Source organism: Bradyrhizobium canariense (assembly GCF_018130465.1).
Classification (GTDB): domain Bacteria; phylum Pseudomonadota; class Alphaproteobacteria; order Rhizobiales; family Xanthobacteraceae; genus Bradyrhizobium; species Bradyrhizobium canariense_C.
On sequence record NZ_JAFCKJ010000005.1, the window covers coordinates 122,239 to 141,599 of the forward strand.

Below are 19,361 nucleotides of genomic sequence, written 5' to 3' on the forward strand. Positions count from 1 at the left end.
GATTGTCACCCCCTGCCTTCTGCGATTTAGTTGCAGCAACAAACCTCATGCCGGGGATATTCCAGATGCCAGCTCCCGTCTCCCAACCCGATGATCCCGCCCTGCTGCGGATCGACGGCCCGGTCGCGACCATCACGCTCAACCGTCCCGCCGCGTTCAACTCGATCAACCTGGCGATTGCACAGAAGCTCGAACAGATCGCGGCTTACATCGAGGGCGCCGACGATGTCAGGGTCGTGGTTCTCGAAGGCGAAGGCCGCGCCTTCTCGGCTGGCGGCGATCTGCAAACGATCGGCGCCGCGGCTGAGGCCAATACGGTCACGCCTGTCGTCGGCGAGCTGTTGAAGCATTATCATGCCTTCATCGAGATCGTCCGGCGCATGCCGAAGATCTCGCTGTCCAGCGTGCACGGCTCGGCGGCTGGCGCCGGCATGGGCCTCGCTTTCGTCACCGATCTCTGCATCGCGGCCGAGGATGCCAAGTTCACGCCGGCCTACGCCAAGATCGGCGTCTCGCCCGACGGCGGCTCTACGGTCGGCATCGTCGGCACGGTCGGCGCCCGCCGCGCGCTGCAGATTTTCCTGTCCGAGGACAATTTTACCGCGCAACAGGCCCATGAATGGGGCTTGGTCGCGAAGATCGTTCCCGCGGCCGAGCTGAAGGCGGCAACGCGAACCCTCGCCGAGCGGCTGGCGCAGAACCCGCCGGCGGCGATTGCCGGCACCAAATCGCTGGTCTACCAGGCCACCACGACGCCGGTGAAGCAGCAGCTCGACGCCGAGGAACACAAGATCATCATGGCGATGAACACGGAGGAGTTTCGCGCCGCCGTCAGGAAATTCACCAGCAAGGGCAAGTAGCGTTCACTGCGGACAAATGTACCCGGTGCCCGCGGGCGACTTGAAGCAGCCGACCGACTCGGGGAGCACCTGCCGCGGCAGCCACAGCACCACGCTCGGAAAATAGATAGCGAACGCGATCGTCCCGAGGAAGACCAGATAGATCGGCAATGCGGCGCGTAGCGCCTTGGCGAAACTGACGCCGACGAATTTCGAGGCCATCAGCAGCACCAGCCCATAGGGCGGCGTGATCAGGCCGAAGGCCAGCGTCGCGATCAGCACTACGCCCATATGCACGGCGTTGATGTCGCCGGCTTCCGTCAGCGTGTTGACCAGCGGCATGAAGATGATGATGGTCGGCACCGGCTCGATGAAATCGCCGACCACCGTGAACAGCAGCACCATCAGCAGCATGATGAGATGCGGATCGTTGCCGGCGAGCGAAGTGATGACTTCGGCGATGTAACTTGCACCGCGCAAATAGGCGAGCATCCAGCCGAACGCATTGGCGGCGCCGATCGTGATCAGCGGCAGCGAGAAGATCAGGCCCGCAAGGCAGAAATCGTACGGGATTTTGCTGATATGCCCGCGGTTGAGCGCGGGGATCACGACCACGACAATCCAGACCACGGCGACGACGCCGGCTTCCGTCGGCGTGAACCAGCCGGTCAGAATGCCCCCTAACAGGATCACCGGGATCATCAGCGGTAGCGCCGCATCGCCGGCCGCGAACACCACCTGCCGCAGCGGCGCGCGCGGCTTGCGCAGACCGGACGGGCCGAAGAAATAGCAATAGATCATCAGCCCGAAGCCGATCATCAGGCCCGGCACGACGCCTGCCATGAACAGGCCGGCGATCGAGACGTTGCCGACCGCGCCATAGACCACCGCGGTGATGCTCGGCGGCACCAGCGCCGCAATCGTCGAGGCGGAAGCGATGATGGCGGCGATGAAGGCTGGCTCGTAGCCCTCGCGCTTCATCGGGCCGCCCAGCGCGCGGCTCATCACGGCGACGTCGGCGGTGGTCGAGCCCGACATTTCCGAGAAGAACATGCTGAAGACGACCACGACCTGCGACAAGCCGCCTCTGATGTGGCCAACGAGCGACACCGAGAGGTTGGCTATTCGAACCACCACATTGGCCGAGCTCATGAGCTCGCCGACCAGCAGGAAAAAGGGGATCGCCAGCAGCGCCTCGGAATCGACGCCGTCGAAGACTTTCTGGATGATCGCGGCGAGCGAGACGTCCGACAGGAGCGCGCCGATGAAGACGCCGGCCATCAGCGAGAACGGCACGGGCACGCCGAGATAGCCGAAGGACAGGAAGCAGACCGTCATCAACGCCAGAACAACGGGTGCGCTCACGGCTGTGCCCTCATCTGTACGTCGGTGATGACAGGTGCCCCGTCGTCCTCCTCGGGCGGCTCGGGGTGGTCAAAGCCGTTGCGCAGACCGTTGACGAGCTGCTCGATGGTGAACAGGCCGATCAGCACGCCCGAGAGCGGGATGATCGCGTAGAGCGAGGCGATCGGCGTGCCCGACGGCAGGCGGAAACTGCCGAAGCCTCGGAGATAGTTCTGATAGCCGTACCAGATCAGGCAGAAGGCGACGCCGAGCACCACGAGGCGGATGATCACTTCCACGATCAGCCGTGAGGTGCCGTGCAACGCCTCTGATATCGCGGTGAGATAAAGGTGGTCATTGCGCCGGGTCGCGGCCGCGGTCCCGACGAAGATCGCGTAGATGAACAGCGTCGAGGTCACTTCCTGGAGCCACAGCCAGGGATGGCCGATGGTGCGGGTGACGATGTCGGCGGTCACTGACAGCGAGAAGCCGAAGCAGAGCACGCCGCACAGGATCATCAGCGCAAGCTCGAGCCAGTCGAGCCCGCGCCATTTGAGATGACGTTGGCGTTGCACGAGCAGTTTGTCGGCGATGGCCATTGTTGCTCCCGTCGTCCCTGCCTAGTGCGCTATTGCGCACGGGGGCCGGGACCCATAACCCCAGGCCGTGATGATTAAAGCGAGCTGACCGCCGTCATGCCCAAAGCGCCGCCGCGGCGTATGGGTCCCGGCCTTCGCCGGGACGACACGCGGAGATGACGGCAAGCGCGACCTAGTTGATCGAGCGGATCAGATCCTTGATCTTCTCGGCGTGCGGGCCGAGCTCCTTGGCGAGCTTGTCCAGATAGGGGTCGGCGATCGCCGTGAAGCTCTTCTTGTCGACGTTGTCGACGATCTTCACGCCCATCTTCTTCAGCTTCTCGGCCGCCGTGCGTTCGAGGTCGAAGGCCTTCTGCGGCTCCTTGGAGCTGACCTCGTTCCCCGCCGCCTGCACCCAGCCTTTCTGCTCGGCCGAAAGGCTCTGCCAGAGCTTGTCGGAGATGAACACCAGCGCGTTGTTGGCCTCGTGCTCGGTAATGTTCAGGACCGGGGCGACCTCGTAGTGCTTGTTGACGAGGTAGACGTTGATGCTGTTCTCGGCGACGTCGACGACGCCGGTCTGCAGGCTCGTGTAGACGCTGCCGAACGGCATGTGCACGGTCTGGGCGCCGTAGGCCGGGAACATGGTGTCCTCGGTCGCGGTCGCCTGCACCCGGATCTTCAGGCCCTTGATGTCACCGACATTGTGGATCTCCTTCTTGGAGTACATGTGGCGCACGCCCTGCGAGCCGGTCGCGATGACGTGCAGGCCCTGCGTGGTCTCGTCGATCAGGGTCTTGAGGGCTTCGAAGACTTTTGGATCGGCCAGGCCCTTGACCACGTGGTTCTCGTCGCGGAAGAGGAAGTGCAACGACATCACGCCCGCCTGCGGCGAGATCGTCGCGGTGTTCGCCGAGGAGATGATCGCAAATTCGACGTCGCCCGCTTTCACGAGCTGGAGCACCTGCGGCTCCTGCCCGAGCTGCGCGCCCGGATATTGGTCGATGATCATGGTGCCTTTGCTCAATTCCTTGAGCTTTTCGGCAAAGAGGTCGCCCGCGATGGAATAACCGGTGTTGCGCGGCTGGTCGTAGGCAAAGCGATAATGCTTCACCTCCTGTGCTCCGGCCCCCGTGACGAACAGCATGGCGGCCATAGCCACCAACCCACGCATGGATCGTGCAATCATCGTTTCCCCCTGTTTTATCGCCCGCCGCTTTAGCGGTCTGGGCGTTCGTTCGGGTGGTCGATCACCCCGTCTCAGTTTGCTTCCCAGTCCTCTGCATAAAGTCGAAGTCGCAGCCCTCGTCGGCCTGCATGATGGTCTCGTTGAACAGCCAGGCGTAGCCACGCCGCGCTTCATCCGGCGCCGCAGTCGGCTTCAAGGCCGCACGACGCCGCTCCAGCTCGGTAGCATCCACTAGAAGCTCGATGCTGCGCTTGGCGACGTCAAGCCGGATCATGTCGCCGTTCTTCACCAGCGCCAGCGGCCCGCCGACGGCGGATTCCGGCGTGATGTGGAGCACGATGGTGCCGAACGCGGTGCCGCTCATGCGCGCGTCCGAAATGCGCACCATGTCCTTGGTGCCGGTGCGCGCGAGCTTCTTCGGGATCGGCAGATAGCCCGCCTCGGGCATGCCGGGCGCGCCCTTCGGGCCGGCGTTGCGCAGCACCAGCACGTCATCGGCGGTGACGTCGAGATCGGGATCGTCAACCCGCAGCGTCATGTCCTCGACGGATTCGAACACCACCGCACGGCCCGTATGCTGCAACAGTTTTGGACTCGCGGCGGATTGCTTGATGACCGCGCCGCGCGGGGCGAGGTTACCGTGCAGAACGGCGAGGCCGCCTTCCTTCTTGATCGGATTATCGCGCGGACGGATCGCGTCCTGGCCGGGCACGTCTTCCGCATTTGCGACGACATCGCGCAGGCTCTCGCCGGTGATGGTCTTCGCGTCGAGATCGACGAGGTCGCCAAGCTGCGCCAAGAGTTTCGGCACACCACCGGCGTGATGGAAATGCTCCATGTAATGCTCGCCGGACGGCTTCAGATCGATCAGCACCGGCACCTCGCGGCCGATCTGGTCAAACACCCCGAGGTGGAGCCGGTGCGGCGAACGGTGCGCCATCGCGGTCAAATGGATCAGGCCGTTGGTCGAGCCGCCGATCGCCTGGAGCACGACCTGGGCGTTCTTGAAAGAGGCCGGCGTCAACAGCTCGCTCGGCTTCGGTCCCTTGGTCTTGGCCATCTCGGCGGCCACCCTGCCGCTCGCCTCGGCGAGGCGGAAGCGCTCGGCATGCGGCGCGGGGATCGTCGCACTCATCGGCAGCGACAGGCCCATCGCTTCGATCATGCAGGCCATGGTCGACGCCGTGCCCATCACCATGCAGGTGCCGACCGACGGCGCAAGGCGGCCGTTGACCGCCTCGATCTCGGCATCATCCATTTCGCCGGCACGGTACTTACCCCAGAGGCGGCGGCAATCGGTGCAGGCCCCTAACACCTCACCCTTATGGTGGCCCACCACCATCGGACCGACGGGAATAACCACGGTCGGCAGGTCGGCGCTGATCGCCGCCATCACTTGCGCAGGGAGAGTCTTGTCGCAGCCGCCGATCACGATCACCGAATCCATCGGCTGTGCCCGGATCATCTCCTCGGTGTCCATCGCCATCAGATTGCGCAGATACATCGAGGTCGGATGCGCAAAGCTTTCGGCGATCGAAATGGTCGGGAACACGAACGGCATCGCGCCCGACAGCATCACGCCGCGCTTGGCGGCCTCGATGATCTGCGGGACGTTGCCGTGGCAGGGGTTGTAGTCGCTGTAGGTGTTGGTGATGCCGACGATCGGGCGCTCCAGCGCGTCGTCGGAATAGCCCATGGCCTTGATGAACGCCTTGCGCAGGAACAGCGAGAAGCCGGCATCGCCATAGCTCGTCAGCCCTTTGCGCAAGCCACTGCTCATCATGCCACTCCATTCCGCATCGCTAATGTCGTACAGCCTGCCTCTCGATTGTCAATAACGTAGGTGCTCAGAGCGGATATTTCTGGCTCCTGGCACCGCTCCTCGCACGAATTATTGACAATCCGAGCCTTCCCTGCTCCACAGGACGGACCGGCCAAGGGCCGGGAGGCCAAGGGCATGTCCGACACTCACACCGCAGACGCCATGACGGTCCGGCGCGACGATCCGGACGACATCGTCGCGCGGCTCGAGGAGGACATCATCTTCGGCCGCCTCGCGCCAGGCGCGCGCCTCACCGAAGACGCGCTGATGTCGCGCTACGGCACCTCGCGCCACTTCGTGCGCCAGGCGCTGGTGGACGCGGAGCGCCGCGGCATCGTCCGACGCGAAAAGAATGTCGGCGCCACCGTGCGGTTCTATTCGGCCCAGGAGGTCCGGCAGATCTACGAGGTCCGGGAGATGCTGACGCGGCAGGCCGCGCTGATGATCCCCCTGCCCGCGCCGCAAGGACTGATCGACGAGTTGATCGCGCTGCAACGGCACTATTGCGCGAAGGCAGAGGTGCAGGATCTGCGCGGCATTCACGAAGCCAATGACGCCTTCCACGTCGCGCTTTTCGCGGCCTGCGGAAACCCGTATCTGGTGCGCTCGCTCCAGGACTACATGGGCCTGACCTTGCCGATGCGCGCGAAGAACCTCGCCGACCGCGACGGGCTGGCGCAGTCACGGCGCGAGCACGAGTTCATGATCGAGCTGTTGAAGGGCCGCGACAGCTGGGCGCTGGCCCAGCTTTGCGTGGATCACATGCAGTTCAGCAAGAGGGACTATCTGGCGCGGATTGCCAGCGAGGCCGAACGCTAGCGCGTGCGCTCGCCGGGCCATGGCAAGCCAGATCGCACGTTCAGTATCGTCTCAGCAGGCCGCGCTCCGCGCTGGCATCGCCGAAGTCGGCGCAGGCCCTTGTCGGGTTCTTGATCAATTCTGCCCGAACTCGCTTGAAGGTCTTGCCAGCCACCTCGAACACTTCCGGGCGGAATTTACCGGGATCGTAGGTTTCGCCATCGCGGGCCTTGATGGCAGCCGAATAGGCGTCGATCATCGCCATCGCGGCACCAGGGCTCCCGAGAAGCCGGGCGCCGAGTTGAACGCTGCCCGCGCCATTGACCTCGAAGCCAGCGCATCGTTGTTCGAGCACCGCGGATGCGGTGACGAGCTGGTCGAGGAACGTCGCCTCGGCGTCGCTGAGCATCGCGGCTCGCGCCGATCCTGACATGATCAGCGCGAGCAGTGCGACGGCTGGCAATTTGATTTTCATTGTCCTGACTTTCGCTGCCTCCGTTGAGCCGTGATCAAGGCACCGATTGCCGAATTGCGGTCTCGCAAATCGAGAGCTAGACGACCAAGGGCAACGTTGATCTGGATCAACGGCCGGCCGCCCAAAGCGAGAGCTCGGGCCATTCGCCCGCGTTTGCAGGCTGCCCGCGAACAATTGGGCAAACTCCGCATCGCCAATCCGTTGGAACCTATTGTCGGCTTGGCACTTGTTCCCTCACCAATCCCCACCGTAGGAGCTGTCATGATCTGCCGTTTGGTCGGAGCCGCCGCCGTTGCCGTCGCGGTTCTTCTCCCCGTCACCACCCAGGCCCAGGGAGTCCCCGGAGGCGTCGAGCGCGGTGCGCGGGACGGCGAGCGTGCAGCAGGCCCGGTCGGTGCAGTCGTGGGTGGAGTGGTCGGCGGAGTCGTTGGCGGCGTCGCGGGAGTGCTCGGTGTCGATCAGCGTCCTCGCTTTCACACCTATGTCGTCGAACAGCGACGTCCCTCCTACCAGTATCGCGAAGATGTAAGAATCGGAGCGGTTCTTCCGGAAGAGGGCGTTACCTACTACGATGTGCCGCCCGAGTATGGCGTCCGCGAATATCGTTATACGGTGGTGAATGGTCGAACAGTATTAGTCGAACCGCGAACACGCCGGATCGTCGAGATTGTCGAATAGCAACAAGGCCGTCTTTCAAGACGGCCTTTTCGTTTGTCGATAGCTATCTCCCCGGGGCGGCGCGGCTCATGTGCCGGGCCGTGCGATGCGGCACCCGAGTTGAATTTTTGCCGGAGTACTCCGTGACAACCGAAACCAGGCGAGTAGACAATGCCTGTCATCAGGCAACCGTTTAAAGCACGCACGACCGAGGAGCTTGTGGCGTTGCTCAGCACGGTGGCAACGGCGATCCTGGCTGTCATCATCGTAGCGATGCTCTACTTTGGCCGTGAAATCTTCGTGCCCATCGCATTGGCGATTCTGCTCAGCTTCGTGCTGGCACCTCCGGTCCTCATCCTGCAGCGCATCCATGTTCCGCGCGGATTGGCCGTCGTGAGTGTGGCTCTGCTTGCCTTCGCATTCATCTTCGCAATGGGAAGCCTCCTCGCAACGCAATTGACGCAGCTCGCCGAAGATCTCCCACGTTATCAATCGACGATCAGCGAAAAGATCCAGTCCTTCCGAGATACGAGAGCAGGTCGAGGGACGCTCGAACGCGCATCCGACATGTTGAAAGATCTCAGCAAGGAGATCGATCGGCCAAAGGACTCCGGATCTGCGCGCGGCCCGCACTCAATGGTCAATCCGAGCGCCTCGGGATCGCCGGTCCCGGTTCCCGTGGAAGTACGCCAGCCCGATCCCGGTGCGCTGGAGAGCCTGCGGACTCTGATCTCTCCGCTTGTTCACCCCCTCGCCACAACCGGCATCATCATCATCTTTGTGGTTTTCATACTCCTTCAACGCGAAGATCTCCGTAATCGGCTCATTCGGCTGGCCGGCTCCTACGACCTGCAACGAACGACGGCGGCGCTGGACGACGCGGCGAGACGCCTCAGTCGACTTTTCCTGACCCAGATCATCTTGAACAGTGCATTTGGCGTGGTGATCGGGTTAGGCCTTTGGGTCATAGGTACGCCGAGCGCGATCGTTTGGGGAATTTTGGCGACGGTCCTTCGGTTCGTGCCGTATATCGGTGCCGTCATCGCGGCCGCGTTTCCGCTTGCTCTGGCAGTCGCCGTCGATCCGGGCTGGTCGATGCTGTTATGGACGCTCGCGCTCTTTCTCACCGTCGAGCCGGTCGTCGGCCATGTTATCGAGCCGATGGTCTATGGTCATAGTACCGGGCTTTCTCCCGTTGCCGTGGTTGCGGCAGCGACGTTCTGGACCGCACTTTGGGGACCGATTGGCCTCGTCCTCGCGACGCCCTTGACGGTATGCCTCGTCGTGCTCGGGCGCCATGTCGAACGCCTGGAGTTTCTTGACATCATGTTCGGGGACCGCCCCGCCCTTTCGCCGCCCGAAATCTTCTACCAGCGCATGCTTGCGGGCGACCCGGCAGAAGCTGCGGAAAAAGCCGAAGAGTTCCTGAAGGAACGTTCGCTGGCGTCCTACTATGACGAGGTCGCCTTGAAGGGTTTGCAGTTGGCGCAGATCGATGCCGCGCGCGGAGCCCTCGACCCTGAGCGTCTCATCAAAATTCGAGATGCCGTCAGGGAATTTTCCGGCGACGTCGCCGATCAAGATGACAAGGCGTCAGAGAGAATTCAATTGACCACCGATGCGGAAGCCTCGTCGGCAGTGGAAAGTGTCGCGGTGACCGCGGCGGACGAAAACTTGCCCGTGATCAGCAAAGAAGACCTGCCGCCCGATTGGCTCGGTGAGTTTCCCGTTCTTTGCCTGGCTGGACGCAGCCTCATAGATGAAGCGGCTGCGATCATGCTTGCTCAACTGTCGACCGCACACGGTCTCGCGGCAAGGGTCGAGGGAGCCGACTCCCTCTCCAGCACAAATGTTTTCCGGCTCGAGACCACCGGCGTTGCGGTTGTCTGCCTGGTCTATCTCGACTCGAGCGGACCCGCGCATATGCGCTATGCCGTTCGGCGGCTCAGGCGCAAGCTCCCGAAGGCGATCATAATCCTGGGCTGCTGGGCTAAGGACATCGATCCTGACGCGCTGGAAATGCTGCGGGACAACGCGAAAGCCGATTTGGTAGCAGCAAGCCTTGGGCAGGCCGTAAAGCTTTGCATCGAGGCGACGGCAACGGCGCATCAGTCCACCGCAGCCTCCACGCAGGAAACATCCACGACCGCCGCGGCTTGAGAACTCCGAGACAAATCAGCCCTTCGGCTCATGACGGCTATCATCTTTTCCGCTTGTCAAAAAAAGGCCGACTTCGCGGATCTCGGCCGGACCTCCGCGGATGGCACGACGCCGACAAAGGCGTGATGACGTCGACAGACCAAGCTGAACCAACGCACCGTGTCGAGGCAGCTGTTAAAACCGTTTTGTCAAGCTATCGAAATATCGCAGAGTCAGAATAAATAAGGACCGGCGTCCGGAGGTGCATCGCACGTCCTTCCCTTCTCCCTCCCGACTGAAATGGCATGACCGAACAAACCCTGACCGAGCCGATCGACGAGCGGCAAGCGCCATCTCGCGGCTTTTCGCGCTACCAGGCGATCCTCGTTGCGCTGCTGGCGCTGGTCCAGTTCACGATCATCATCGATTTCATGATCATGTCGCCGCTCGGCGCCATCATGATGCCGGCGCTCGATATTTCGGCCGCACAGTTCGGGGTGGCGGTCTCGGCCTACGCATTCAGCGCGGGAACTTCCGGCATCCTCGCGGCCGGCTTTGCCGATCGGTTCGATCGCAAGCGGCTGCTGTTGTTTTTTTATGCCGGCTTTACCCTGGGAACGGCGCTTTGCGCGATTGCCCCCAACTATCATGTGCTGCTGCTTGGGCGGGTCGTGACCGGCCTGTTCGGTGGAGTGATCGGCTCCGTCGTGCTCGCCATCGTCACCGATCTCTTTGCGCTGCAGTTGCGTGGCCGCGTCATGGGTTTCGTGCAAACCGCCTTCGCCGCGAGCCAGGTGCTGGGCATCCCGGCTGGTCTTTTTCTCTCCAACCATTGGAACTGGCACGTCGCGTTCGGCGCCTTGGTCGGCCTGTCGGTGATCGGGATCGCCGCTGTGCTGTTCCTGATGGAGCCGGTGAACGGCCATCTCGCGCTGAAGCAGGATCGAAGCCCGTTCCGGCATCTGATCGCAACGGTCGCACAGCCACGCTATTGGATGGCGTTCGCGGTGACGACCCTGCTGGCGACCGGCGGCTACATGCTGATGCCGTTCGGCAGCGCCTACACCGTGCATAATCTCGGCATCGACATCGTTCATCTGCCGACGATCTATCTCGTCTCCGGCCTGTTCAGCATCGTCATCGGCCCCTTGGTGGGACGCGCGAGCGATGCCTTCGGCAAATACCCCACCTTTGTCTTCGGCAGCGCCATGTCCATCGTCATGGTGCTGATCTACACGCACCTCGGTCAGGTCAGTCTGACGGTCGCGATCCTGGTCAACGTCCTGATGTTCGTCGGCATCTTCTCGCGCATGATCCCGTCGCAAGCGTTGATTTCCGCAATCCCCGAGCCAGCGCAACGCGGCTCCTTCAGCGCGGTCGGCGCGTCGCTGCAACAACTCTCCGGCGGGCTCGGCTCCGTGCTCGCCGCCGCGCTCATCGCGCAGGATGCCGACGGTACGCTCCGGCATTTCGACCGGCTGGGATACGTCGTCGTGACGACGGCGGTGATTTCCCTGATCCTGATGTATTTCGTGCAGAGGCCCATCGCGGCCCAGGCCGGCAAGCGCGTTGTCTAGGGCGTCGATTCCGACGCCCTGGATTTGCGAATGCACTCTTACCGTTTGGTCCAGTCGATGATGCGGCTCGCATCACCGTCGAATTCCACGCTGGCGAACGAGCCGCCCTGGTAGTGATCGGCGATCGGGTCCGGCTTCAGCTTGGCCTGCTCGGCCATCGCGTGCGCCACATGGTCCTCGGAGCGGCCGGTCGGGCGGTAGCCGAACTCGTAGGCGCGGTGGTTGTCCCACCAGGCGCGCTCGTTCAGGGAGACGCCGTAGAACACCTCGAAATGGATGTCGGGATGCTCGAGCCCGATCTGGCAGAGCTGCACCAGATCTTCCGGCTTCAGCCACATCGAGATGCGGCGATGATCGAGCGGCCGCTCGTCGCAATTGCCGATCCGGATGCAGGTGACCTTCAGCCCGTGCTTGTCGGCATAGAGCGCGCCCACCGCTTCGCCGAACACCTTGCTGACGCCGTAACGCCCGTCGGGGCGCACGGTGACGTCGGTGCCGATCTTGTGGTGACGCGGATAAAAGCCGACCACGTGATTGGACGAGGCGAACACCACGCGCTTGACGCCCTTGCGATACGCGGCCTCGAACAGATTGTAGCCGCCGATGATGTTGGCCTGGAGGATGTCGTTCCAGGGACCTTCGACCGAATAGCCGCCGAAATGGATGATGCCGTCGACGCCCTCGCAGATCGCCTTGCACTGCGCAAGGTCGGACAGATCCGCCGCCTTGAATTGCTCGTTCGGGCCGAGATCGGCCGGCGGGCGGATATCGCTGAGCAGCAGGTCCGGATAGATCGGCGGCAACAGCTTTCGCAGGCGCGTTCCAATCCCGCCCGAAGCTCCCGTCATCAAGATGCGCGGCATGTCTTTCCTCACCGTTCGTGACCGATTTGCCGTCACGTGTCTCTAATGATAGCAGCATTGTCCAGAGGGAACGAAACGAGAGAACCGACATGAATGAGGCATCGTCCCACACCCAGGAGCGGTCAGGCTGGCGGCCGGCGGGCTACTATCCCGATCCAGCCATTCACGCACTCGATCCCCGCTTCGAAAAATACTGGCTGAAACTGTCGGCGGTGGAGCGGCTGGCGACCGGCCTGCGCTGGGCCGAGGGTCCGGTGTGGTTCGGCGATGGTCGCTATCTGCTCTGTAGCGACATCCCGAACCAGCGCATCGTCAAATGGGAAGAGGAGACCGGCGCAGTCAGCGTGTTCCGCAAGCCCTCCAATTTCGCCAACGGCAACACCAGGGATCGCCAGGGCCGGCTCGTCACCTGCGAGCATGGCGGGCGACGGGTCACCCGCACCGAATATGACGGCAGCATCACCGTGCTGATGGATTCGTTTGGCGGCAAGAAGCTCAACTCGCCGAACGACGTCGTGGTGAAATCCGACGGCGCGGTCTGGTTCACCGATCCGACCTTCGGCCTGCTCGGCAATTACGAGGGCTACAAGGCCGAGCCCGAGATCGAGCCGAACGTCTATCGGCTCGATCCTGCAACCGGCAAGGCGACCATTGTCGCCGAGGGCGTGCTCGGCCCCAACGGGCTGTGCTTCTCGCCGGACGAGAAAATCCTCTACGTCGTGGAATCACGCGGCGTGCCGAACCGCAAGATTCTCGCCTATGACGTCTCGCCTGACGGCGCCACGATATCCAACAAGCGCGTCCACATCGATGCAGGTCCGGGCACGCCGGACGGCATGCGCTGCGACATCGACGGCAATCTCTGGTGCGGCTGGGGCATGGGCGATCCCGAGCTCGACGGCGTCGTGGTGTTCGCGCCCGACGGCGTCATGATCGGCCGCATCGCGCTGCCCGAGCGCTGCGCCAACCTCTGCTTCGGCGGCGTCAAGCGCAACCGCCTGTTCATGGCGGCGAGCCAATCGATCTACGCGCTGTATGTGAACACGCAGGGCGCGGTCGGGGGATAAGCTTCCCAACTCTCTCCTCGTCATTGCGAGGAGCTCTTGCGACGAAGCAATCCAGACTGTCTCCGCGGAAAGATTTCTGGATTGCTTCGCTTCGCTCGCAATGACGAACAAATAGAAGCGCCGGAGCGGTTTCCCGCTCCGGCGTCGTGTTTGTTCAGGCAATAAAACTTACGCCGCGTTGAAGCCGGCGACGGCCTTCACTTCGAGGAAATCCTCGAGGCCGTACTTGCCCCACTCGCGGCCGTTGCCCGACTGCTTGTAGCCGCCGAACGGCGCGGTGCGGTCGTTGGGCACGCCCTGGAGGTTGACGTTGCCGGCGCGGATCTGGCGACCGACGCGCTTGGCGTCCTCGACGGAAGCACCCGTGACGTAGCCGGCAAGCCCATAGGGCGTGTCGTTGGCGATGTGCACCGCTTCGGCTTCGTCCTTGGCGCCGATGATGGTGAGCACCGGTCCGAAGATCTCTTCGCGGGCGATCGTCATGTCAGGGGTGACGTCGGCGAAGATGGTCGGGCGGACATAGAAGCCCTTGTTGACGCCCTCGGGCAGGCCCGGGCCGCCGGACACGAGCGTTGCGCCCTCGTCGATGCCCTTCTTGATCAGCCCCTGGATCTTGTCCCACTGGCCGCGGTTGACGACCGGGCCGATGGTGGTGCCTTCTGCGCGCGGATCGCCCGCCTTGGTCTTGTCGGCAACAGCCTTCGCGATCGCGGCGACTTCCTTCATCTTCGACAGCGGCACGATCATGCGCGAGGGCGCGTTGCAGGACTGGCCGGAGTTGTTGAACATGTGCATCACGCCGCCGGTCACCGCCTTCTGCAGGTCGGCACCTTCGAGGATGACGTTCGGCGACTTGCCGCCGAGCTCCTGGCTGACGCGCTTCACGGTCGGTGCCGCGCGCTTGGCGACGTCGATGCCGGCGCGGGTCGAGCCGGTGAACGAGATCATGTCGATATCGGGGTGCTCGCTCATGGCGGCGCCGACCTCGGGGCCGAGACCGTTGACGAGGTTGAACACGCCCTTCGGCACGCCGGCTTCATGGAGGATTTCCGCGAAGATCAGCGCCGAGGTCGGGGTGAATTCCGACGGCTTCAGGATCATGGTGCAGCCGGCGGCGAGCGCTGGCGCGACCTTGCAGGCGATCTGGTTGAGCGGCCAGTTCCAGGGCGTGATCATGCCGACCACGCCGACCGGCTCGCGCAGCACCATGGCGGTGCCGACCGGCTCCTCGAAATGATAGTTCTTGAGCACGTCGAGCGTGGTCATGAGATGGCCGAGACCGGCGCCGGCCTGCAGCTTCTCCGCCATCGGCAGCGGCGCACCCATCTCGTCGGAGACCGCGGCGCCGATCTCCTTGAGGCGGCCCTTGTAGATCTCGATGACTTTCGTGAGCAGCGCGACGCGCTCGTCACGGCTGGTCTGGGAGAATGTCACGAACGCGCGCTTGGCGGCGGCGACGGCCTTGTCGACGTCGGCCTTGGAGCCCAGGGCAACCTCGTACATCGCCTCTTCCGTCGCCGGATTGACCACGGCGGTGGACTTCTTGACGGCGGGATCGACCCAGGCGCCGTCGATGTAGAATTGCATGCGATTGACCATTGTGAACCTCTTCTTGGGGCTTGGAGGGGGCGTTTCGGCAGGCATCCTTGCACGAAAGCGCCGGCAATTGAACCCGCCATATGCGGGGCCAGCGTTGCGGCGGACGGAGGGTATATGAGCCGATGGCGGAGGGGTGGCAAGGTGGCTCTCACCGTCGTCCTGGCGAAAGCCAGGACCCATTACCACCAACCGTGGTTGGTTTGCTCAGGCGTCTACCGCCCGTCGCCTACAATCGCCGCCGCGGCGTATGGGTCCTGGCTTTCGCCAGGACGACGACGGAGAATCACACCGCCATTTTCCGATGCAGCACCGGCGCGCCGGTGGTGAGGCTTTCGGCCGCATCGATGATGGCGTTGGCGTCGATGCCGTAGTGGCGGTAGAGGTCGGCGATCGTGCCGGTCTGGCCGAACTGCTCGACGCCGAGCGCCTCGACGCGATGGCCGCGGACGCTGCCAAGCCAGCCGAGCGCCGCCGGATGGCCGTCGATCACGGTCACCACGCCGCAGTCGCGCGGCAGCGGCGCCAGCAGTTTTTCGATGTGGCTGAGATGCTGCACGCCTCTCCGATCACGGCGCAATTTCCGTGCGGCGGTCCAACCCGCATGCAGACGATCTGCGGAAGTGATCGCGAGCAGGCCGATGTCGCGCCGGCTCTCGCCGATAAAACCGGTCGCTTCGATCGCTTCCGGCGCAACGGCGCCGGTATAGGCGATTACGAGTTCGGCATTGGGGCCCGGCTTGCGCAGCCAATAGGCGCCGTCGGTAATGCCCTGCGCAAGCTCGGGCGTCATGATCCGCTGCGCCTGCTCGACGCTGCGCGTCGAGAGCCGCAAATAGACCGAGCCGCCCTCGCCAGGATCACGCTGCATGTGATTGAAGCCCCAACCCATGATCACGGCGAGCTCGTCGACGAAGGCCGGCTCGAACGAGGAAAGGCCGTCCTGCGCCATGCCGATCAACGGCGTCGCAATCGACTGGTGCGCGCCGCCTTCGGGCGCGAGCGTGATGCCCGACGGCGTCGCCGCCACCATGAAGCGGGCATCCTGGTAGCAGGCATAGTTCAGCGCATCGAGGCCGCGCTCGATGAAGGGATCGTAGAGCGTGCCGACCGGCAACAGCCGCTCGCCGTTGATCTGGTGCGACAGGCCGAGCGCCGAGAGCATGATGAACAGGTTCATCTCGGCAATGCCGAGCTCGAGATGCTGGCCCTTGGGCGAGAAGTCCCAGTTGAAGGTGGATGGAATTTTCTCGCTGCGGAATAAGTCCGCCTTCTCGCCGCGCGCGAACAGGCCGCGCCTGTTCACCCACGGACCGAGATTGGTCGAGACGGTGACATCAGGCGATGTCGTGACGATGCGTTTTGCAAGCTCGCTGTCGCCGCGCGCGATCTCGTTCAGCACCAGCCCAAAACCCTGCTGGGTCGACATCTGCGGCGCCGGCTTGAAGGCGAGCTGCGACGGCACCTCGACCACCGGCGCGGTGAGCCGACGGCCGTCCTGGTTGAACGGCACGTGCGCGAGGAAGGCGTCAAGCTCGGCGCTGTCTTGCGTAAGGCCCTCATATCTGTCCCATTCGTGGCCGGGCCGGATGTTCTGGCTGTCGCGATATTTCTCCATCTGCGCGACCGTCATCAGGCCTGCGTGATTGTCCTTATGCCCCTGGAACGGCAGGCCGACGCCCTTGATGGTGTAGGCGATGAAGCAGACCGGGCGATCGTGGTCGATCTGTTCGAACGCCTCCAGCATGCTCGCCATGTCGTGGCCGCCGAGGTTCGACATCAGCGCCAGCAATTCATCGTCGCTGCGCTTTTCGATCAGTTTGGTGATCGGGCCCTGATCGCCGATCTCGTCGTGCAAATGCTTGCGGAACGCCGCGCCGCCCTGAAAACACAATGCGGCGTAGAGTGCGTTCGGGCAATTGTCGATCCAGCGCTTCAACGCCTCGCCGCCGGGCTCGGCAAAAGCCTCGCGCATCAGGCGGCCGTATTTCACGATCACCACGTCCCAGCCGAAATTGCGGAACATGGTCTCGAACTTTTCCCAGAGCCCTTCGCGGACGACCGCGTCGAGCGACTGGCGGTTGTAGTCGACCACCCACCAGGTGTTGCGCAGGCCGTGCTTCCAGCCTTCCGCGAGCGCTTCGAAAATGTTGCCCTCGTCCATCTCGGCGTCGCCGACCAGGGCAATCATCCGCCCCTCGCGGCGATCCTTCATCCAGCCATGCGCCTTGACGTAGTCCTGCACCAGCGAGGCGAACAGCGTCTGCGCGACGCCGAGGCCGACCGAGCCGGTGGAGAAATCGACGTCGTCGACGTCCTTGGTGCGCGAGGGATAGGACTGCGCGCCCTTGAAGCCACGAAAATTCTCCAGCTTCTCGCGGCTCTGCCGGCCGAACAGATACTGGATGGCGTGGAACACCGGGCTCGCATGCGGCTTCACCGCGACGCGATCCTCGGGTTTCAGCACGTGGAAATACAGCGCCGACATGATGGTGGCGAGCGAGGCCGACGATGCCTGGTGGCCGCCGACCTTCAGGCCGTCCGAGCTGGTGCGGATGTGGTTGGCGTGATGGATGGTCCATGACGACAGCCACAACGCCTTGCGGGCGAGCGCGGTCAATGTGTCGAGGCGAGCGGTATCAACGGGCATGGCAATGCTCCCGGAAACAAGGCCTCGATCATACCCCTGCCGGCCGCGCCAAACTTCTCAATTTTTCGCGCCATACCCGCCGATATTGAGATATTTTCCCAATGGACTGCCATCAAACAGAGGTTTCATCCCAATGCCAGCGCTCGACGCCATCGACCGAAAAATCCTCGCACTGCTCCAGACCGACAGCCGGCTGACCATGCAGGAACTGGCCGACCAGGTCGGGCTGTCGGTGTCGCCCTGCCACCGCCGGGTCAAGCTTCTGGAGGAACGCGGCGTGATCTCGCGCTACATCGCAACCGTCGACCAGAAGGCGCTGGGGCTGCATGTCAGCGTCTTCATCTCGATCAAGCTGGCGCGACAGAAGGAGGAGGATCTCAACCGCTTCGCGCGGGCGATCTCGAAATGGGACGAGGTGCTGGAGTGCTATCTGATGACCGGCAACCGCGACTATCTGCTGCGCGTGGTCGCGGCCGATCTCGCCTCCTACGAAACCTTCCTGAAGACCAAGCTGACCCGGCTCGACGGCGTCGCCTCGATCGAGTCCAGCTTTGCGCTCAGCCAGGTGAAATATTCGATCGCGCTGCCGGTCTGAGCGCCCCGCCGGGCTATTTCGGAACCGGTGTCACATGGGCGCAATAAACCCCGCCGATGGTCACGGGCGACAGATACCCTGCCGAAAGAAGGACCCATGACCGCATCCGACCGCACCCCTGAAATGGCCAAACGCGAGCGCATCATCCGGGAAATGACCGACGATCTCGACGAAGAGCTGGAACTCGAGCTCGACGACTCCAGATTCGACCAACTGCTGGACGAGACCGACGCGCTCCGACCAACGGTGGATCGCAGGCTCTATTTCCGTGAGCTGCTCCGCCTTCAGGGCGAGCTGGTCAAGCTCCAGGACTGGGTGCAGAGCGAGAAGAAGAAGGTCGTGGTGCTATTCGAGGGCCGCGACTCCGCCGGCAAGGGCGGCGTGATCAAGCGCATCACCCAGCGTCTCAATCCTCGCATCTGCCGCGTCGCCGCACTCCCCGCGCCGAGCGAGCGCGAGCGCACGCAATGGTATTTCCAGCGTTACGTCACGCACCTGCCGGCCGGCGGCGAGATCGTGCTGTTCGACCGCAGCTGGTACAACCGCGCCGGCGTCGAGCGCGTGATGGGCTTCTGCACCGACGAGCAGTACCAGGAGTTCTTCAAGACCGTGCCGGAGTTCGAGCGGATGCTGATCCGCTCCGGCATCATCCTGGTCAAATACTGGTTCTCGATCACCGACGACGAGCAGCAGTTCCGCTTCAGCATGCGCATCAGGGATCCGCTCAAGCAGTGGAAGCTGAGCCCGATGGACGTCGAGGCCCGCAGCCGCTGGGAGGCCTACACCAAGGCCAAGGAAACGATGCTGGAGCACACCCACCTGCCGGACTCGCCGTGGTGGATCGTCGATGCCGTGGACAAGAAGCGCGCCCGGCTCAACTGCATCTCGCATCTGCTCAGCCAGATCCCCTACCAGGAGGTCTCACGCGCGCCTGTGCTGCTGCCGCCGCGCGTCCGCAACCCCGACTATCACCGCGGACCGATTCCGGCGGAGATGCACGTACCGTCGAAGTATTGACGAAGATGAACGAGCGCGGCCTGCATGGTTCGAGACGCCCGCTTCGCGGGCTCCTCACCATGAGGGTCTAGCATTTCGCCGCATGTCAGGACCTCATCCTGAGGAGCCCGCGAAGCGGACGTCTCGAAGGATGGCCGCAGAGAGATGTTCAACTA

Annotated in this window: 16 protein-coding genes; 8 read left to right on the forward strand and 8 right to left on the reverse strand. The window is 63.4% G+C overall.

The window, feature by feature from the left end; genetic code table 11:
* Positions 1–65: 65 nt before the first annotated feature.
* On the forward strand, positions 66–860 hold the full coding sequence (locus JQ591_RS16200; RefSeq protein ID WP_211397015.1) for an enoyl-CoA hydratase/isomerase family protein: 795 nt from the start codon (positions 66–68) through the stop codon (positions 858–860).
* Between the two features lie 3 nt (positions 861–863).
* Here the strand turns inward: JQ591_RS16200 and JQ591_RS16205 are convergent, their stop codons facing one another.
* The 4 genes from JQ591_RS16205 to JQ591_RS16220 form a co-directional block, all read right to left on the reverse strand.
* Positions 864–2,204 carry a TRAP transporter large permease gene (locus tag JQ591_RS16205; protein ID WP_211397016.1) on the reverse strand — a complete coding sequence of 447 codons (1,341 nt, stop codon included), beginning with the start codon at positions 2,202–2,204 and terminating at the stop codon, positions 864–866.
* Positions 2,201–2,782, reverse strand: a complete 582-nt coding sequence (locus JQ591_RS16210) for a TRAP transporter small permease (RefSeq protein WP_211397017.1) — start codon at positions 2,780–2,782, stop codon at positions 2,201–2,203. The genes JQ591_RS16205 and JQ591_RS16210 overlap by 4 nt, the downstream gene beginning before the upstream one ends.
* 172 nt (positions 2,783–2,954) lie before the next feature.
* Entirely contained in the window at positions 2,955–3,950 is a 996-nt protein-coding gene (locus tag JQ591_RS16215; RefSeq protein WP_211397018.1) for a TRAP transporter substrate-binding protein, read from the reverse strand.
* Between the two features lie 61 nt (positions 3,951–4,011).
* The gene (locus JQ591_RS16220; protein ID WP_211397254.1) at positions 4,012–5,730 is read right to left on the reverse strand and encodes an IlvD/Edd family dehydratase; all 1,719 of its coding nucleotides are present in this window, start codon (positions 5,728–5,730) and stop codon (positions 4,012–4,014) included.
* Positions 5,731–5,907: 177 nt separating this feature from the next.
* Here JQ591_RS16220 and JQ591_RS16225 point away from each other — a divergent pair, with 177 nt between their 5' ends.
* Positions 5,908–6,591, forward strand: coding sequence for a GntR family transcriptional regulator (locus tag JQ591_RS16225; protein WP_211397019.1), 684 nt, complete (start codon positions 5,908–5,910; stop codon positions 6,589–6,591).
* A gap of 40 nt (positions 6,592–6,631) precedes the next feature.
* Here the strand turns inward: JQ591_RS16225 and JQ591_RS16230 are convergent, their stop codons facing one another.
* The gene (locus tag JQ591_RS16230) at positions 6,632–7,045 is read right to left on the reverse strand and encodes a hypothetical protein (protein WP_211397020.1); all 414 of its coding nucleotides are present in this window, start codon (positions 7,043–7,045) and stop codon (positions 6,632–6,634) included.
* Positions 7,046–7,306: 261 nt separating this feature from the next.
* Here JQ591_RS16230 and JQ591_RS16235 point away from each other — a divergent pair, with 261 nt between their 5' ends.
* From JQ591_RS16235 to JQ591_RS16245, 3 genes are all read left to right on the forward strand, one after another.
* A complete protein-coding gene (locus JQ591_RS16235) occupies positions 7,307–7,723 on the forward strand; it encodes a DUF1236 domain-containing protein (RefSeq protein ID WP_211397021.1) in 417 nt (138 codons plus the stop codon).
* A gap of 150 nt (positions 7,724–7,873) precedes the next feature.
* Positions 7,874–9,862, forward strand: coding sequence for an AI-2E family transporter (locus tag JQ591_RS16240; protein ID WP_211397022.1), 1,989 nt, complete (start codon positions 7,874–7,876; stop codon positions 9,860–9,862).
* Between the two features lie 284 nt (positions 9,863–10,146).
* On the forward strand, positions 10,147–11,418 hold the full coding sequence (locus tag JQ591_RS16245) for an MFS transporter (RefSeq protein WP_211397023.1): 1,272 nt from the start codon (positions 10,147–10,149) through the stop codon (positions 11,416–11,418).
* A gap of 38 nt (positions 11,419–11,456) precedes the next feature.
* Here JQ591_RS16245 and JQ591_RS16250 read toward each other — a convergent pair whose 3' ends face one another.
* Positions 11,457–12,281, reverse strand: a complete 825-nt coding sequence (locus tag JQ591_RS16250) for an NAD-dependent epimerase/dehydratase family protein (protein ID WP_211397024.1) — start codon at positions 12,279–12,281, stop codon at positions 11,457–11,459.
* A gap of 89 nt (positions 12,282–12,370) precedes the next feature.
* Between JQ591_RS16250 and JQ591_RS16255 the strand changes: the two genes are divergently transcribed.
* Positions 12,371–13,348 carry an SMP-30/gluconolactonase/LRE family protein gene (locus JQ591_RS16255; RefSeq protein WP_211397025.1) on the forward strand — a complete coding sequence of 326 codons (978 nt, stop codon included), beginning with the start codon at positions 12,371–12,373 and terminating at the stop codon, positions 13,346–13,348.
* Between the two features lie 168 nt (positions 13,349–13,516).
* Here the strand turns inward: JQ591_RS16255 and JQ591_RS16260 are convergent, their stop codons facing one another.
* Both JQ591_RS16260 and JQ591_RS16265 read right to left on the reverse strand, forming a co-directional pair.
* Positions 13,517–14,947 (reverse strand): aldehyde dehydrogenase family protein, encoded by a 1,431-nt coding sequence (locus tag JQ591_RS16260; protein ID WP_211397026.1) that lies wholly within the window; start codon positions 14,945–14,947, stop codon positions 13,517–13,519.
* Between the two features lie 283 nt (positions 14,948–15,230).
* On the reverse strand, positions 15,231–17,594 hold the full coding sequence (locus JQ591_RS16265) for a transketolase (RefSeq protein ID WP_211397027.1): 2,364 nt from the start codon (positions 17,592–17,594) through the stop codon (positions 15,231–15,233).
* Between the two features lie 133 nt (positions 17,595–17,727).
* On the opposite strand from JQ591_RS16265, the gene JQ591_RS16270 reads away from it, so the two are divergent.
* A complete protein-coding gene (locus JQ591_RS16270; protein ID WP_211397028.1) occupies positions 17,728–18,189 on the forward strand; it encodes an Lrp/AsnC family transcriptional regulator in 462 nt (153 codons plus the stop codon).
* 96 nt (positions 18,190–18,285) lie between these two features.
* Positions 18,286–19,206 carry a polyphosphate kinase 2 gene (gene ppk2 / locus JQ591_RS16275; protein ID WP_211397029.1) on the forward strand — a complete coding sequence of 307 codons (921 nt, stop codon included), beginning with the start codon at positions 18,286–18,288 and terminating at the stop codon, positions 19,204–19,206.
* The last annotated feature ends 155 nt before the right edge of the window (positions 19,207–19,361 follow it).

Bases quoted from the DNA above. Each gene is read 5' to 3' on its own strand.
- JQ591_RS16215 (WP_211397018.1), bottom strand. From the start codon at position 3,950: ATGATTGCACGATCCATGCGTGGGTTGGTGGCTATGGCCGCCATGCTG.
- JQ591_RS16265 (WP_211397027.1), bottom strand. From the start codon at position 17,594: ATGCCCGTTGATACCGCTCGCCTCGACACATTGACCGCGCTCGCCCGC.
- JQ591_RS16250 (WP_211397024.1), bottom strand. From the start codon at position 12,281: ATGCCGCGCATCTTGATGACGGGAGCTTCGGGCGGGATTGGAACGCGC.
- JQ591_RS16235 (WP_211397021.1), top strand. From the start codon at position 7,307: ATGATCTGCCGTTTGGTCGGAGCCGCCGCCGTTGCCGTCGCGGTTCTT.
- JQ591_RS16230 (WP_211397020.1), bottom strand. From the start codon at position 7,045: ATGAAAATCAAATTGCCAGCCGTCGCACTGCTCGCGCTGATCATGTCA.
- JQ591_RS16270 (WP_211397028.1), top strand. From the start codon at position 17,728: ATGCCAGCGCTCGACGCCATCGACCGAAAAATCCTCGCACTGCTCCAG.
- JQ591_RS16225 (WP_211397019.1), top strand. From the start codon at position 5,908: ATGTCCGACACTCACACCGCAGACGCCATGACGGTCCGGCGCGACGAT.
- ppk2 (WP_211397029.1), top strand. From the start codon at position 18,286: ATGACCGCATCCGACCGCACCCCTGAAATGGCCAAACGCGAGCGCATC.
- JQ591_RS16210 (WP_211397017.1), bottom strand. From the start codon at position 2,782: ATGGCCATCGCCGACAAACTGCTCGTGCAACGCCAACGTCATCTCAAA.
- JQ591_RS16240 (WP_211397022.1), top strand. From the start codon at position 7,874: ATGCCTGTCATCAGGCAACCGTTTAAAGCACGCACGACCGAGGAGCTT.
- JQ591_RS16200 (WP_211397015.1), top strand. From the start codon at position 66: ATGCCAGCTCCCGTCTCCCAACCCGATGATCCCGCCCTGCTGCGGATC.
- JQ591_RS16220 (WP_211397254.1), bottom strand. From the start codon at position 5,730: ATGAGCAGTGGCTTGCGCAAAGGGCTGACGAGCTATGGCGATGCCGGC.
- JQ591_RS16245 (WP_211397023.1), top strand. From the start codon at position 10,147: ATGACCGAACAAACCCTGACCGAGCCGATCGACGAGCGGCAAGCGCCA.
- JQ591_RS16255 (WP_211397025.1), top strand. From the start codon at position 12,371: ATGAATGAGGCATCGTCCCACACCCAGGAGCGGTCAGGCTGGCGGCCG.
- JQ591_RS16260 (WP_211397026.1), bottom strand. From the start codon at position 14,947: ATGGTCAATCGCATGCAATTCTACATCGACGGCGCCTGGGTCGATCCC.